This is a genomic window from Malacoplasma penetrans HF-2 (assembly GCF_000011225.1).
GTDB classification, from domain to species: domain Bacteria; phylum Bacillota_I; class Bacilli_A; order Mycoplasmatales; family Mycoplasmoidaceae; genus Malacoplasma; species Malacoplasma penetrans.
In genome coordinates this window covers 874,462-891,910 of the sequence record NC_004432.1, presented here as the reverse complement: position 1 = coordinate 891,910, position 17,449 = coordinate 874,462, and the positions used below count along the sequence as shown (strand labels likewise).

General features: G+C 26.5%; 13 protein-coding genes. All 13 read left to right on the top strand.

All coding sequences use genetic code 4. The annotated features are described in order from the left end of the window. Positions 1 to 24 precede the first annotated feature (24 nt). The 13 genes from tig (at position 25) to MYPE_RS03530 (ending at position 17,299) form a co-directional block, all read left to right on the top strand. Positions 25 to 1,362, top strand: coding sequence for a trigger factor (gene tig, locus MYPE_RS03590; protein ID WP_011077514.1), 1,338 nt, complete (start codon positions 25 to 27; stop codon positions 1,360 to 1,362). 166 nt (positions 1,363 to 1,528) lie between these two features. Then, the gene (gene lon / locus MYPE_RS03585; protein ID WP_011077513.1) at positions 1,529 to 3,874 is read left to right on the top strand and encodes an endopeptidase La; all 2,346 of its coding nucleotides are present in this window, start codon (positions 1,529 to 1,531) and stop codon (positions 3,872 to 3,874) included. 199 nt (positions 3,875 to 4,073) lie between these two features. Further along, positions 4,074 to 5,234: an iron-containing alcohol dehydrogenase gene (locus MYPE_RS03580; RefSeq protein ID WP_011077512.1), complete on the top strand. Its 1,161-nt coding sequence runs from the start codon at positions 4,074 to 4,076 to the stop codon at positions 5,232 to 5,234. Position 5,235: 1 nt separating this feature from the next. After that, positions 5,236 to 6,873, top strand: coding sequence for an alpha-keto acid decarboxylase family protein (locus tag MYPE_RS03575; protein ID WP_011077511.1), 1,638 nt, complete (start codon positions 5,236 to 5,238; stop codon positions 6,871 to 6,873). Positions 6,874 to 7,047: 174 nt separating this feature from the next. Then, on the top strand, positions 7,048 to 7,896 hold the full coding sequence (locus tag MYPE_RS03570; protein ID WP_011077510.1) for a bifunctional 5,10-methylenetetrahydrofolate dehydrogenase/5,10-methenyltetrahydrofolate cyclohydrolase: 849 nt from the start codon (positions 7,048 to 7,050) through the stop codon (positions 7,894 to 7,896). Then, positions 7,883 to 8,752: a thymidylate synthase gene (locus tag MYPE_RS03565; protein WP_011077509.1), complete on the top strand. Its 870-nt coding sequence runs from the start codon at positions 7,883 to 7,885 to the stop codon at positions 8,750 to 8,752. Before MYPE_RS03570 ends, MYPE_RS03565 begins: the two co-directional genes overlap by 14 nt. Further along, entirely contained in the window at positions 8,752 to 9,216 is a 465-nt protein-coding gene (locus MYPE_RS03560; RefSeq protein WP_011077508.1) for a dihydrofolate reductase, read from the top strand. The genes MYPE_RS03565 and MYPE_RS03560 overlap by 1 nt, the downstream gene beginning before the upstream one ends. A 182-nt stretch (positions 9,217 to 9,398) precedes the next feature. After that, positions 9,399 to 10,235 (top strand): lipoprotein, encoded by an 837-nt coding sequence (locus MYPE_RS03555; protein ID WP_011077507.1) that lies wholly within the window; start codon positions 9,399 to 9,401, stop codon positions 10,233 to 10,235. A 362-nt stretch (positions 10,236 to 10,597) separates the two neighbouring features. After that, positions 10,598 to 11,686 carry a P35 family lipoprotein gene (locus MYPE_RS03550; RefSeq protein ID WP_011077506.1) on the top strand — a complete coding sequence of 363 codons (1,089 nt, stop codon included), beginning with the start codon at positions 10,598 to 10,600 and terminating at the stop codon, positions 11,684 to 11,686. A gap of 300 nt (positions 11,687 to 11,986) precedes the next feature. Continuing rightward, positions 11,987 to 13,072: a P35 family lipoprotein gene (locus tag MYPE_RS03545; protein ID WP_011077505.1), complete on the top strand. Its 1,086-nt coding sequence runs from the start codon at positions 11,987 to 11,989 to the stop codon at positions 13,070 to 13,072. Positions 13,073 to 13,367: 295 nt separating this feature from the next. Further along, the gene (locus tag MYPE_RS03540; RefSeq protein WP_011077504.1) at positions 13,368 to 14,495 is read left to right on the top strand and encodes a P35 family lipoprotein; all 1,128 of its coding nucleotides are present in this window, start codon (positions 13,368 to 13,370) and stop codon (positions 14,493 to 14,495) included. A gap of 286 nt (positions 14,496 to 14,781) precedes the next feature. After that, positions 14,782 to 15,870: a P35 family lipoprotein gene (locus MYPE_RS03535; RefSeq protein WP_011077503.1), complete on the top strand. Its 1,089-nt coding sequence runs from the start codon at positions 14,782 to 14,784 to the stop codon at positions 15,868 to 15,870. Between the two features lie 298 nt (positions 15,871 to 16,168). Further along, positions 16,169 to 17,299: a P35 family lipoprotein gene (locus MYPE_RS03530; RefSeq protein WP_011077502.1), complete on the top strand. Its 1,131-nt coding sequence runs from the start codon at positions 16,169 to 16,171 to the stop codon at positions 17,297 to 17,299. Positions 17,300 to 17,449 lie beyond the last annotated feature (150 nt).

Here is a 17,449-nt window from a genome sequence, read left to right as displayed (position 1 = left end):
ATTAAATTTAATAATGGAGAATATATGAAAATTACATCTGTTAAAAATGAAAAGGAATTAGTAAGTTTTGAAATTGATTTATCTGAAAAGAAATGAAATGAATTTTTAGATAAAGAAATTTTAAAAGCATCTAAAAATTTAAAGATGCCAGGATATAGACCTGGAAAAGTTCCTTTAGAAATCGCTAAGAAAAATATTAATATGCCAGTTTGCTTTGTTAATGCTTTAAGTTCAGCTAGAGAAAGAATTGAAGATTGAATTATTGATCAAGATGAATTCAAAAAAATGGCTGATGAAATTTGTGATTTTGATCCAGTTACTTCAAAACCAAATAATAGCAATAATGTTCTAAATAAAACAGTATCTTTTACAATGTCTTTTGGTAAGTACCCAGAATTCAAAGTTAAAAATGTTAAAGATATTAAAATTGAAAAAATTGAGTCAAAAGTAAACAAACAAATGGTTGATCAAGCAATTGAAAAAGAATTAGCTAAAAATGAAACTATGTCTGTAAAAGAAAGAGCTGCAAAATTAAATGATATTGTAATCATTGATTTTAAAGGGTATGTTGACAATGTTGCATTTGAAGGTGGAGAAGCTAAAAACTATGAACTTAAATTGGGTTCTAAATCTTTTATTGATAACTTTGAAGAACAATTAGTTGGCTTAAAAGCTGGAGATAAAAAAGATGTAAATGTTACTTTTCCAAAAGATTACCATGTTGCTAATTTAAAAGGAAAGAAAGCTAAATTTGAAGTAACAGTTCATGTTGTTAATGAAGTTGAAACTCCAAAACTTGATGATGAATTTGTTAAATCTTTAAATTTAAAAAATGTTAATACAGTAGCAGAATACAAAAAACATTTAGAAGCAGAGCTTCAAAAACAATTAGATGGAACAGTTGATAACCAAATTCAATCAGCTCTTTATACTGAATTAAATAAAATGGTTCCAAGTGATCTTAAAATTCATGAAGGTTTAGTAAACAATGTTGCTGAAATCTTTATTTCAAGATTAATGATTTCTTTAATTGGTAAAGTTGTTAACATTGATGAATTTGTAAAAATGATTGATGGTGGTAGAGGTGCTTTAACTAAAGAAAAATTAATTGAAGAAGAAAAAAACCAAGCAAGAGAATATTTAAAAGTTAAGTTTGCTTTAAAACAATATTCTAAAGTTGAAAAGATTTCTGTTTCAAATGAAGATATTGAAAAAGAAATTAAAGAAATTGCAGCTAACTCAAATACTAAAGAAAAAGAAATTAAAGAAGATTTTGCAGTTTACTCTTCTATTAAAAGAGAAGCACTTGATAAAAAAGTATTTGAATACTTAAAAAACCAAGTAGCTAAAGCTGCTAAATAGTCCATTATAAATTTTTTATACATAACTAAATTAATTAATTTAATTTAGTTATTTTTGTTTAAAATACTAGGTATAAAAAATTATCACTTAAATATTTAAAGTGCTAATTTTTTATGTATAATATGAAGTATTAGGTTTTATCAATACTATTATTTCAGGAGGGAACATGAATAATAAGAAGAATGAAAAAACAACAAATAATAAAGAGATTGCTAATGTTTTAGTTACTAGAGGAATAGTTTTTTATCCAAACACAAAAATAAGAATTGAGATTGGAAGAGAAAAATCTATTGCTGCTATTAATGACAGTAAAGAGAAAAAACAAAACATGATAGTTGTTTCTCAAGAAAACCCATCAATTGATTCTCCAAGTAAAAATGAAATTTTTACTGTAGGTACACTTTGTTCATTTGAAATAGATAACAAGCATCCAGATGGTTCTTATAGTATTATCTTCACTGGTATTAAAAGAGTAAAAATTAACAAGCTATCTGAAAAAGCATCAGATGGAGAAATTAAAACTAAATTCTTTTATGCTGATTATTCAGAAATTGAAGAAGATACTAAACTTAGTAAGTCTAATGAAGAAGCAATTAAAGATCTACATGCTAAATTTGAAAATGAATTAAACAATTTAACTTTCTTCCCTAAAAAAGATCTAGCTCTTTCAAAAGAAAATAGACATACTATAGTTGACTGATTACCAATTGCTTTAAAATTTTCTTTAGAAGAAAAACAACAATTATTAGAAGAACCAAGTCTTTCTAAAAGAATTGAAAAAATTTTAAGTTTCACAATTGATGAGAGAGTATCTCAAAAAATTGATTCTGAAATTTCAAAAAAGATTAACACTAATCTTTCTAAACAACAAAAAGAATTTTACTTACGTGAACGAGTAAGAGCAATTAAAGAAGAATTAGGTGATATTTCTAGTAAAGAAGATGATGCTGAATCTATTAGAGATAGAGTTAGAAATAATCCTTATCCAGAACATATTAAGAAAAGAATTTTATCTGAAGTAAACAAATTAGAAAGTTCTAGTAACTCTAATGAATACTCAATGTCTAAAACATATATTGATTGATTAATTGATTTACCTTACTGACAAAAAACTGATGATGTTGATTCATTGGCTGATGTTGAAAATGTATTGAATAACAATCACTATGGGTTAGAAAAAGTTAAAGAAAGAATTATTGAATATTTAGCAGTTAGAATGAAATCTAAATCTGCAAAAGGTTCTATTATTTGTTTAGTTGGTCCTCCAGGTGTTGGGAAAACTTCATTAGCTCAATCAATTGCTGAAGCTTTGAAAAAGAAATTTGTAAAAGTTTCATTGGGTGGTATGAGAGATGAAGCAGAACTTAAAGGGCATAGAAAAACTTATATTGGCGCAATGCCAGGTAGAATTATTAAAGCTATGAGTAAAGCTGGAGTTGTTAACCCAGTATTCTTATTAGATGAAATTGATAAACTTGGAAGCGATCATAAAGGTGACCCTGCAAGTGCAATGCTAGATATTTTAGATCCAGAACAAAACAATAGATTTAGTGATAACTACATTGAAGAAGATTACGATCTATCAAATGTATTGTTTATTGCTACTGCAAACTATGAAGAAAATATTCCAGAACCTTTACATGACAGATTAGAAATTATTAGATTAAGTTCTTATACTGAAAATGAAAAACTATCAATTGCTAAAAACTATCTAGTTAAAAAGATCTTAGTTGAATCTGCTCTTAAAAAAGATGAACTTAAATTTACTGATGATGGTTTAAGTTACATTATTAAAAGATATACAAGAGAAGCTGGAGTTAGAGAAGTTGAAAGAGCAATTAGACAAATTGCTAGAAAGTTTGTTGTAAGACAACAAAAAGAAAAACTTACTAGTCAAACAATAGGTGTTGAAGAGGTTAAATACTACCTTAAAAAAGAAATCTATGATTACACTAAAAAGGATAAAGAATATATGCCTGGTGTAGTTAATGGAATGGCTTACACTACTGCTGGTGGTGACTTACTTCCAATTGAAGCCACTTTTGCTCCTGGAAAAGGGAAAATTGAAATTACAGGTAACTTGAAAGAAACAATGAAAGAATCTGTAAATGTAGCATTAGGATATGTAAAAACAAATGCTGTTAAATTTGGAATTGATCCTAAAATCTTTGGAGAAATTGATTTACATGTCCATGTTCCAAGTGGTGGAATCCCTAAAGATGGGCCAAGTGCTGGAATTGCTCTAACTACTGCAATTTTATCTGCTCTTAAAAATGTTAAGATCCCAAGTAATGTAGCAATGACTGGTGAAATTACTTTAAGAGGAAGAGTATTAATCATTGGTGGTGTAAAAGAAAAAACTATCTCTGCATATCGTGGTGGAGCTAATGATATCTTTATGCCTAAAGAAGATGAAAGATATCTTGATGATGTTCCAGAAGAAGTTAGAAGCAAAATTAAGATTACTTTAGTTGATACATATGATGATGTATACAACAGATTATTTAAGTAGTTTTAAATCAATCTAAATATTAAAGATACTTGAGATAAATCAAGTATCTTTTTTATTTGCATAATAATGTTTTTCATAATCACAAATCATTTAGTAAGATTAATAAAACTTAAATATTTAATAGAAAGATAAAATTATTTTTTTATTAAAATATTTATTAGATTTGGTTTTTAATTAATAGTGTGGAGTTTTTTAAAATATGGAATCACTAAAACTTAATACTAAATATTTATTTGGTAAAAATGCCATTTTTGAATTGGAAAAAGAATTATCCAATTCAAAGTATAAAAAAGCATTAATATTAACTGGTAGTAGTTCATATAAAACTAATGGAAGTTTTGATGATTTAACTAAGGTTATCAATAAAGTAAATCTTCCTTATATTCATTTCTTAGGGATTGAACCAAATCCAAGATCTAGAACTATTGATAAGTGTGTAGATTTTGTAATTGAAAATAAGGTGGATTTAATTTTTGCATTAGGTGGTGGGAGTGTTGTTGATGCTTCAAAAGTTATAGCAACACTTGCAACTAATAAGAATTACTATGAAAGTAGTTGAGATTATGTTTTAGATTCTTCTCTTGCTAAAAACAAACCAATAGATATTATCTCTATTATTACATTAGCTGGAACTGGTAGTGAAAATAATGGAACAAGTGTAATTACTAATTCTGAAAAGTGAGAAAAGAAAAGTGTTTATAATGCATTAGCAACTCCAATCATTTCTGTACAAGATCCTTCTTATACTTTTACAGTAGATGCATGACAAACTGCTAGTGGAATATTTGATTGCTTTTCCCATTTATTAGAACAATACTTTGGTAAATCAACTTTTGATTGAACAAGAGAATATATCTTTGCTAATTTAAGAGTTCTAATTAATTATGCAAAAATGGTTATCTTAAGACCATTACACTTTGAAGCCAGAGCAAATGTATTTTGAACTACAACAATGGCTTTAAATGGTTTAGGAAGTTTTAAATGTGAATCTGATTGAAGTGTACATACTATTGAACATGCAATTTCAGGTTTATGAGATGTTACACATGGAGCAGGGTTAGCTTTTGTAACACCAACTTATCTAGAAATTAGATCTCAAAATGAACAATGATTTAAAGATAAAGTTATACAATTAGGAAGAAATGTTTTCAAAACTCAAACTCTTGAGTCTACAATTAAATTTATAGTTGATTTTATTAAATCAATTAATCTACCAACACGTTGATCTGAATTTGGTAACATTGCTAAGTTTGATGAAAAAGATGCAAGTTATTTATTGAATCATAGTTGTAGATTTGGTGAACCAAGTATGAAAGAAACTTATCAAAAAGTAATTTGAGCATTAATGGAGAAAAAATAATATGAGAAAAATAACAATAGGAAATTATTTATTAGAAAGATTATCTGAAATTGGAATTAAAGACATCTTTGGAGTACCAGGAGATTTTAATTTAGGTTTTTTAGATGACATTATTAAAAATGAAGACTTAAACTGAATTGGATGTACAAATGAATTAAATGCATCTTATAGTGTTGATGGATATGCAAGAGTAAATGGTATTGGTGCAATTCTAACAACTTATGGAGTTGGTGAATTAAGTGCAGTTAATGGAATTGCTGGAAGTTATAGTGAAGATGTTCCAGTTATTCACATTGTTGGTACACCTAAAAGAGAATACTTTAAAAGACATATGATTTTACACCACTCATTAGGAACAAGTGATAGTTTTGGAGCTTACAAAAAAATCTATGAAAACATCACAAGTTTAACTGTTTGATTAGATGCTAAAAATGCAATTAACCAAATTAACAATGCAATCAAATATGCTGTGTTTTATAAAAAACCAGTTTATATTATGATTCCTCAAGATGTTGCTAGTTTTGAAATAATGGCAGATTCTGATTTATTATCTTTTGCTTCTGGGTTTGATTTAGAAGAACATAAAGAAATTATTGAAGATGTTAAAAACAAAATTAATAATAGTAACCAAGCTGTAATAATATCAGGTCATAAAGTTATAAGATATGGATTAAAATCTGATTTAGAAAAGTTTGTTAATAGAAATGGAATTAATGTTGTTACAACAGGATTTGGTAAAGGTTCAGTTGATGAAACTAATGAATTGTATTTAGGTGTTTATAGTGGATTAAAAACTCCAGATGCAGCTATTGCTAAAATTATAGATACTGCCGATCTTGTTTTAATAATTGGTAACAAGTTTACAGATTTAACTTCATCATTTTTCCAATTAAACTTTAATAAAGATAATGTTGTAGAAATTAGTGATACTCATGTTAAGTATGACAATAAAATCTTTACTAACCACTCATTTGGATTCTTAGTAAAAATGTTAGCTAATGATACTAATATCAATTACAAAGGTTTAAGTGTTTTAGAAAATAGAGTTGCAGTTGAATTTAATCCAACAGAAGAAAAAATTACTTACAACAGATTACAAGTGGCTTTAAATAATTACTTTGTTGAAAAAGATATTTTAGTTTCAGATGTTGGTACTTGTACATTCTTATCTCAATACATCCAATTAAAAAAAGATATGAAATTTATTATGCAACCATTATGAGCTTCAATTGGATTTAGTTTCCCAGCAAGTATTGGTGCACAAATTGCTTCAAACTCTAAAGTAGTAAACATTTTAGGTGATGGTGCATTTAATATGGTGTTTAATGAATTAATCACTGTAATTAATAAACAAATTCCAATCACTACAATCCTTTTAAATAATAATGGTTATACAATTGAAAAAGTAATTCATGGAGATGGAAAACCATATAATGAATTACCAAAAGTAAATTACTCTCAACTTATTAAAGCTTTTGATCCAGAAGGTGAAAAAAGTATTTCACTAAGAGTTACAAATGAAATTGAACTTCAAGAAGCATTAGTAATTAGTAGAAGCTCAGATAAATTTGTTTTCATTGAAGTTTGTTTAGAACAAAATGATATTCCAGAAGCTTTAAAAGGTTTCTTTAACAAGTAATATCTAATATTTATAAATTAAAACCATCTCAAGTCAGAGATGGTTTTTTATATTTATTGAAATTGAATTAGGTCAATAATATTTTTATTTTTTTGGATTAAGAATATTTAATTATTTTATAAGTTGATTTATTAAAAAATAATTTAAGATATTAATTAGCAAATAGGTGAATTTATGATTGTTAACTGTATTGATATTGCTAATAATATCTTAGATAAATTTAAAAGTGATTTAGAAAAATTAAAAAAGAAAAAGATTATTCCTCACATGGCAATAGTTAAAATTAATGATGATGCTGCAAGTGATAAATATGTTTCTATTAAATTAAAAAAAGCTGCAGAACTTGGTGTTAAAACAACTTTAATAAGTGAAGGAATAAAAACACAAGATGATTTAATTAAGCAAATCCATATTTTAAATAATGATGATTCAATTGATGGATATATTATTCAATTACCATTACCAAAAGGATTTGATAGTAATGTCATTTGTGAGCATATTGATGTTAATAAAGATATAGATGGATTATCTAGTTTTGCAATATCTAGAAATTTAGCTAACTCCAATCTTTTTCACCCTAAACCTTGTACAGCTAATGGAATTATAGAAATATTAAAACAATCAAATTATTCAATAGAAGGTAAGCATGCTGTTATCATTAATAGAAGTATGATTGTAGGTAAACCTTTAATAGGTTTATTTTTAGAAAATAATGCCACTGTTACAGTTTGTCATACTAAAACACAAAACTTAAAAGAGATGACTAAAACTGCAGATATAGTTGTTGTAGCAATTGGTAAACCAGACTTTTTAACAAAAGACATGGTTAATCCCAATGCTTTTGTAATAGATGCTGGTATTAGTGTGGTAGATGGTAAAGTTGTTGGTGATGCAGCTAAAGATCTACAAGAATATGTTAAATATATTACACCAGTTCCAAATGGTGTAGGAAGATTAACTGTAGCTATGATATTTAAAAATTTAATGGATTTAGTAAAAGAAAAATACAATGAAAGAATATAAAGACTTATTAAAACTGGTTTTAGATAATGGGATAATGCAAGAGAACAGAACTGATACTGATGCTATTGCATATTTTGGAACACAATCTAGATATGATCTAACTAAAGGTTTTCCATTATTAACAACTAAGAAAATGGCTTATAAAGCAATTTTCCATGAATTATTATGATTTTTAAAAGGTGAAACTAATATTAAATACCTTGTGGATAATAATGTAAAAATCTGAAATGAATGACCTTATGAAAACTATAAAAAATCTCCATATTTCAAAAATGAATCTATTGATGAATTCATTTTAAAAATTAAAGAAGATGATTCATTTGCTAAACAATTTGGTGAACTTGGACCAGTATATGGAAGACAATGAAGAAATTTTAATGGGGTAGATCAAATTACTAATCTAATAGAAGAGATCAAGAAAAATAAGTATTCTAGAAGATTAATTGTAAGTGTTTGAAATCCTAGTGAAATTAAAAATATGTTATTACCACCTTGTCATTGTTTATTTCAATTTTTTGTTAATTCAAAAAATGAATTATCTTGTCAGTTATATCAAAGAAGTGCAGATCTATTTTTAGGAGTTCCTTTTAATATTGCTTCATATAGTTTATTAACTTATATGATTGCTCAAGTTACAAATACTACTGCAAAAGAATTTGTTCACACTATTGGAGTAGCTCATATTTATAACAATCATATTGATCAAGTTAAAGAACAACTAACTAGAGAACCATTGCAATTACCAACATTAGTATTAAATAAAAATATTAAAAATATCTTTGATTTTAAAATAGAAGATATTGAAATTAAAGATTATAATTCTCATCCAGCTATTAAAGGGAAGGTAGCAGTATAATGTTTATTTCTATTTGATGTGAAGATAAAAATAGAGGAATAGGTAAAAACAATAAATTACCTTGAAACATTAAAGAGGATTTAAATCTATTTAAAAAACATACTTTAAATAACACTATAGTAATGGGGAAAAACACTTTCTTATCAATTGGTAAAGCTTTACCAAATAGAAAAAATATTGTTATTTCTAAAACATTAGATGCATCCTTATATAAGGATATAGAAGTATATGATGATATTGAACAATTCTATAATGAATATAAAAATAGAGATGAATCAATATTTATTATTGGTGGTAAAAGTATCTATGATTATTTTATTAACAAATGTTCAATACTATATGTATCTAAACTAAATTCAGCATATGAATGTGATTTATTTATGGATAATAGCTTTGATGGTTTTGAAATAGTAAACCAAAAAGAATATGAACAATTTACATTTTTTGAATATAGAAAAGTTTAATCAACTTTATAATTGATATGCACAAAAAAGTGGAATAAATGATTATTTTAACTTTTACTTTTTTTAGTTAGAATATGATAACTTAGAAAGATGAACTATTAATTAACTGCTACTATTAACTAATTTATAGAGATTAGTTTTATAGCAGTTAATTTTAATAAACTTAAAGGAATTAAATAAATATGAAATTTTCAAAAAAATTATTATTAGGTACTGCTTCTTTTTCAGCTATAGTTTCAGTTCCTGTTTTATTAGCGAGCTGTGGAGCAGTTTCTTCTAATTCATCTGATCAAAACAATAATTCAGATAACAATGGATCAGGAAGTAACAATTCTAATAATAGTAATGAACAATACTCAGATGAATCTGCAGATTTAGAAGCTAGTGTTATGGTTTCAAATGGTACAAATGATAGAACTATGAGTGAAGCACAAATAAGTAGACAACAAAAAAATGCAGCAGATGCAAAAGTAGAATTAGAGGCTTTGCAAAAATATGAAAAGAAAGAAGGAGACGATGATTCTGATCCTGCTTTAAAAGCAATGGTAGATAAAGTAAATGAACATAATGCTAAAAAACAAAGTATTTCAGATAAATCATTTGATCTCCAAGCAAAGGTTGATGCAGTAACAGGAACTGAAGAAAGTGATTACATTAATGTATGAACTGAAATTGCTAAGGCATATAAAGAAAATAATATTGGTCATTTATTTGTTTCGAAATCACAATATTTAAGTACATATAAAGAAACACATAAATCTTTAATTATAGATAAGAACATAAATCAAGATATAAGCAATGATAATAAAATATATAGTTATTTTCTTAGTGACTATTTACATTTAGCATCATTAAAAGAAGAGTTTTTAATTTATGCTTATGCTAAGAAAATGGACAACCCCTATGTATTAGGCAAAGGTCAAGAAGATGTTAAAAATCTTTATGGTTATCTTACTCATAACATTAAAAAAGAAAAAGAGAGTTTACAGTTCTTGTTGGATTATGCATTTGCTGCATAACATATTTGAATAATTAATAAGAATATATAAGTTGTTCATACATAGTGTTTACAATGATTTTTCTTATTAATATCAAATAACTAAATTTCATTTCATATACACAAAAAGGTAGAGTTAATTAGAATTAACTATACCTTTTTTATTTTGTTAGTTTAACATATTTCATTTATATAACAAAAATCAATAAGATAGACAACAATTTATATCTAAAACAAAATTAATAACATATATTTTTTGTATTTATTTCCTTTTATAGTTCAGATAATTCTAATTATTTCTCCTCATTATTTTTTAGTTTAACTGGTAAATTTGTCTTTTTTATATTTCAAAATTTGAAAGGTAATAATTATTAACTAAATATTATGAAAATTAAAAAAATTAAATTATTGAAAGCTCTTGCATTAACCGGAGCTTTTGGAATTGTTGCAACAGTTCCAGTAATTGTTTCTTCTTGTTCTTCAACAAGTGATAACAATGGAGGGAATGGAAACAATAACAACAATGGCAACCAAGATGGTAATGGTCAACAACAAACTGAAATTACACCAACAATAAAAAAAGAAGTATCTCTATCAGGTGCTTTAAGTAAAATTTATGATGCAAATAAATCTACAAGTGATTTAATTGCTGAAGATATTAAAGCAAATCCAACAAATTATTTTGACAATGGAGAAGCTTTAAAAGATCTTATTAAAGATGCAACAGTGAGTGTTAATGGTGGATTTACTGAATCTACTTTCAAAGGTGATACATATGAAACTTGATCAGCTAAAGTTGGTGATAAAAAAGGGACTTATGCACAAGCTTCAAAACAATTGGATATTAAATCAATAAATGATTTAGAAACACAACTTGGAGATTCAAATAATATAAAAATTATTTGTGATGCTATTCCTACTTTGAAATTAACTAATGGTTCTGATTATAAAGTTGAAAAGAATGCACTAAAATTAGATGGTGATCTACTACATGTTAATATATCAGCAAAAGAAAATGGAACAACTGCAGTAAGTATGGATTTAGCTATACCAGTATCTGATCTAAATTTAAAGATAGATGCTTTAAAAATATCAGTTAGTGGAACAGGTATTAAAGAATCTACTGATTTAACTACTAATTATAAATTCAATGTTGGTATTGATAATACAGTTAAACCAATAACAAATGCTACAGGAACTGTAACTGCAGGTGATAGAGAAAAAGTGATGACAGTAATGAAAGCTTTAGGGTATACTGTTTCAGGTCAAGATGATAAATTAGACAATGATAAACTTTCAGATGCTTTAGGTTTATATAACTGTAACTTTGAAGCAGTTAGTAGCAAACCCGTAAGTGGTCAAGCTAATAAATATACTATTACATTAAAAGCCACTCCAAATGAAGGATATGTTTGAGAAGATGGAACAAACAACCCTAAAACAGACATTACATTTGAAGCGACTTTAAATTAAAAAATAATAATAAGTTAAATACTTGTTTATTTTAATAATAGAAAAAAGGTAGAGTTAATATAAATTAACTCTACCTTTTTAAGTTATACATTTAACATATTTCATTTATATATCAAAAACACTCAATATTCTTAATAATTAATACTCAAAATTAAATAAAACACAAAGAAATTTTGCATTTTCTTTTATTTCTTTAGAAGTAATTTATATTATCTCTACTTACAATTTTTATTCATTTAACTGGTAAATTTGTCTTTTTTAAAATTTCAAAATTTGAAAGGTAATAATTATTAACTAAATATGAAAATTAAAAAAATTAAATTATTGAAAGCTTTGGCATTAACCGGAGCTTTTGGAATTGTTGCAACAGTTCCAGTAATTGTTTCTTCTTGTTCTTCAACAAGTGATAACAATGGAAATAGTGACAATAATCCAGGTGGCCAAGGAGATGGTGGCCAACAACAAACTGAAGTTACACCAACAATAAAAACTGAAGTATCTTTATCAGGTGCTTTAAGTAAAATTTATGATGGTAAAAAAACTACAAGTGATTTAATTGCTGAAGATATTAAAGCTAACCCTACAAACTATTTTGATAATGGAGATGCTTTAAAAGAACTTATTAAAGATGCAACAGTAAGTGTAAATGGTGGATTTACTGAATCAACTTTTAAAGGTGAAACATATGATGTTTGATCAAAAGATGCAAAAAAGGGAACATACCCGCAATCTGCTGCACAATTAAACATCAAATCAATAAATGATTTAGAAACACAACTTGGAGACTCGAAAGCAATTCAAACACTTTGTGAATCTATTTCTAGTTTAAAAATAACAAATGGTTCTGATTATAAAGTTGAAAAGAATGCATTAAAATTAGATGGAGATCTATTGCATGTTAATATAACAGCAAAAGAAGATGGAAAAACAGACCGTGTTAAAATGGATTTAGCTATTCCTGTATCAGATCTAAATTTAAAAATAGATGATTTAAAAATATCAGTTAATGGAACAGGAATCAAAACATCAACTGATTTGACAACAAAATACACATTTAATGTTGGTATTGATAATACGGTTAAGACAATAACTGGAGCTAAGGGAGTTTTAGCAGAAAATGAAAGAAAAGAATTTTTAAAAGTAATGAAAGCTTTAGGTTACACTGATACAGCTGGAACTAATTTAGATAACGATAAACTTTCAGATGCATTAGGATTGTATAATTGTTCTTTTGAAGTTACTGGAGTTGATCCAGTTACTGGTAGTACAAGTGGAGAATATACAATCAAATTAAAAGCTACACCTAACAAAGATTATGTTTGAGAAGATGGTACAAACACACCTAAAACAGATGTATCATTTGTTGCTACTTTAAGTAATAGTTAAGAAATAAAAACATTGTTTATTTTAATAATAGAAAAAGGTAGAGTTAATAGGAATTAACTCTACCTTTTTTATTTTTATCTATTTAACATATTTCATTTATATACCAAAAATACCTAATATTGTTAATAATTATTACTCTCAATGAAATAAAACACAAAGAAATTTTGCATTTAGTTTTAATTTATTTAGAAACAATTCCTATTATTTCTACCCATCAATTTTCATTTATTTAACTGGTAAATTTGTCTTTTTTATATTTCAAAATTTGAAAGGTAATAATTATTAACTAAATATTATGAAAATTAAAAAAATTAAATTATTGAAAGCTCTTGCATTAACCGGGGCTTTTGGAATTGTTGCAACAGTTCCAGTAATTGTTTCTTCTTGTTCTTCAACAAGTGATAACAATGGTAATGGAAACAATAACAATGATAATAATGGTGGAGGAAGTGGAACTGACCAACAACAAGGTACAACTTACACTCCTGCTATTAAAACAGAAGTTTCTTTAAGTGGTTCATTAAGTAAAATTTATGACACTACTACTGGAGACTCTAGAAAAAACACTAATGAAATGATAGCTCAGGATATTTTATCAAATCCTGAAGATTATTTTACTAATGGTGCAGATTTAAAAAATGTTCAAGGTTGAAGTGTTACTGTAGATGGTAATTTTGATTCACAATCTACATGAACAGGAGAAGCATATAGTGCATGATCAGCAAATGCTACTTTTTCAGGTGTTTATGCAATTGCTTCAGAACAATTAAACATAACTTCATTAAATGATTTAAAAACTCAATTGAGTGATTCAACAAAACTAAAAGCAATTTGTGATGCAATTCCTGGTTTAAGATTTAGTAGTGCTACTGCTAGTAGTTATCAAGTTCAGAATCAAGTAGGTTTTACAGGTGATGACTTATTGCATATTAATGTAACTGCTCAAGATGGTAATAATACACGTAATATGAATCTAGGAATTCCGGTATCAGATCTTAATTTAAAAATTACTGGTCTTAAAGTTTCAGTAAATGGTACTAATAATGAAACAGGTAATAATGTTGAATCTGTTGAAAACTTAACTACTGATTTTACTTATAATATTGGTATTAAAGATACTGTAGACTTTACACAACCAACTACAACTCCTACAACTACAGAAGCTAATAAAAATAATGTTAATGAAGCATTAAAAGCATTAGGCTATACAAAGACAGATGGGTCTTTAGATAATGATAAAATTGCTGCTGCAGTAGGAATATATAATTGTACTTTTGTTGCTTCTTCTATTCAAGAAGATAGTAACACACCAAATAAATTTACTATTACTTTAAAAGCTACTCCAAATGAAAATTATGTTTGAGAAGATGGAACTAGAGAAGCAAAAGATGTTTCATTTGATGTTACTTTTACAGTAAATTAGTGATCAACAAATAAACAAACTATAAATAAAAAGTAGAGTTAACAAGAATTATTTCTAAAAAATAGAAACTAAATGCAAATATTTTTTGTTTTTTATTTCATTTTGGATATTAATTATTAACAATATTAGATATTTTTGATATATAAATGAAATATGTTAAATAGATAAAAATTAAAAAAGTAGAGTTAATTCTTGTTACCTCTACTTATTAATTTTCTGTTTAACTAGTAAATTTGTCTTTTTTATATTTCAAAATTTGAAAGGTAATAATTATTAACTAAATATTATGAAAATTAAAAAAATTAAATTATTGAAAGCTCTTGCATTAACCGGGGCTTTTGGAATTGTTGCAACAGTTCCAGTAATTGTTTCTTCTTGTTCTTCTACAAGTGAAAACAATGGTAATGGAAACGGGAATGGTGGAACAGATGGTAACACTCAACAAACAGAAGTTACACCTGCAATAAAATCTGAAGTATCATTAACTGGAGCATTAAGTAAAATATATGATACTAAAACAGGCACAGACAGAGAAACAACTTCTCAATTGATAGTTAAAGATATTAAAGCTAATCCAGAAAATTATTTCACTAATGGTGAAGCTTTAAAGGATGTAATAGCTAGTGCTACTGTAACAGTAGATGGAGGTTTTACAGAATCAACATTTACAGGTGAAGCATACAGTGTTTGATCAGCTAAAGCAGATGTTAAAAAAGGAACATATTCACAAGCATCAAAACAATTGGATATTAAATCTATAAATGATTTACAAACAGTTTTAGGTGATTCTGCTGCAATTAAGGGAATCTGTGATCTTATTCCAAACTTAAAATTAAATAATGGTACTGATTATAAGGTTACAAATAATGGATTATCATTATCTGAAGATTTATTACACATTAATGTAACAGCAAAAGATGGTCAAACAGATGTTAGTATGGATTTAGCTATTCCAGTATCTGATTTAAATTTAAAAATAGATGGTTTAAAAATATCAGTTAGTGGAACAGGTATTAAAACTAGTGAATTAACAACAAATTACAAATTTAACATTGGTATTGATAACACTGTTAAAACACTAACACCTGCTGCTGTAACATTAGCAGAAGCTGATAGAACAAATGCAGAAAAAGTATTAGAAAAATTAGGATATGCTACTGTTTCAGGTTCTACTTACACATTAGATCAAGATAAACTTGCAGATGCATTAGGTTTATATAACTGTAAATTTGAAGCTGTTAAAAGTGAAAAAGATAGTACTAATAATAATAAATATACAGTTACTTTAAAAGCAACACCTAATGATGGTTACTTTTGAGAAGATGGTACAAACGGAGCAAAAGAAGATATTTCATTTGTAGCAACTTTTAGCTAAAAAGTTGTTTTAAAACAAATTACATTAATTTTTTTTATTAAAAAAAGTAGAGTTAATCAGCATTAACTCTACTTTTTTTCATAATCCAACTTAACATATTTCATTTATATACCAAAAATTACTTATATGCTTACTAAATATTTTCCTAAATTAAATAAAACACATATATTTTTTGTATTTATTTGAACTTTTATTTCAGATAATGCTGATTATTTCTACTGATGATTTTGACTTAACTGGTAAATTTGTCTTTTTTATATTTCAAAATTTGAAAGGTAATAATTATTAACTAAATATTATGAAAATTAAAAAAATTAAATTATTGAAAGCTCTTGCATTAACCGGAGCTTTTGGAATTGTTGCAACAGTTCCAGTAATTGTTTCTTCTTGTTCGTCAACTGATAACAATGGAGGAACTGGTGATAACAACACAGGTGGTGGAGGTAGCGGAACTGACCAACAACAAGGTACAACTTATACTCCTGCAATCAAATCAGATGTAACTTTAAGTGGTGCATTAAGTAAAATTTATGACACTACAAACACTGGTGATTCCAGAAAAAATACAAATACTTTGATAGCTGAAGATATTAAAGCTAATCCAGAAAATTATTTCACTAATGGAGAAGACTTAAAGAAGGTAGAAGGATGAAGTGTTACTGTTGATGGTAGTTTTGATTCAAATTCTGTATGAACAGGAGATGCTTATTCAAAATGATCTGCTGTAGCTGATACTCACAAAGGTGTTTATAAGTCTACTTCAAAACAACTAAATATAAATTCTTTAAAAGATCTTAAATCTCAATTAGATACTTCAGCAAAAATAAAAGCTATTTGTGATGAATCAAATTTAGTTTTTAGTACAGCTGATGCAGACAGTTACAAGATCCAAAATGAATTAGGGTTTACTGGAGGTGATTTATTACATATTAATGTAACAGCAACTCAAGCAGGTAAAACTCTTAATATGGATTTAGGGATTCCTGTATCAGATCTTAATTTAAAAATTACAGATCTTAAAGTTTCTGTAACAGCTTCTAATAATTCAACAGGAAATAATGTTGCAGCTGTATCAGATTTAACAACAAACTTTACATACAACATTGGTATAAAAGAAGAAGTTACTGCACCTACTGAAAAACCAAATTTAGCAAAAACAGATAAGGGTGAAGTGATGAAAGTTTTAAAAGCACTAGGATATACTCAAACTGGTGATGAGACTAAATTGGATAATGATAAAGTTTCTAATAGTTTAGGTTTATACAATTGTGAATTTACAGCTGTAAGTGCTACTCCTGTAGAAGGTTCTGAAGATAAGTTTACAATTAAACTTAAAGCAAAACCATTGACTGATTATGTTTGAGAAGATGGTACAAACACTGAAAAAGAAATTTCTTTTGAAGCTACTTTTACAATGACAGGAAACTAATATAAATTAAATAAAACAAACTAAGTTTTAATAAATTCAAATTCCTATTTAATGGGAACTAAACAAAAATGCCTCTTTAATAAAGAGGTATTTTTGTTTTTAATGAACTAATAAATCTAAAAAAGTGTGTTAACAAAACATTTATTTTTT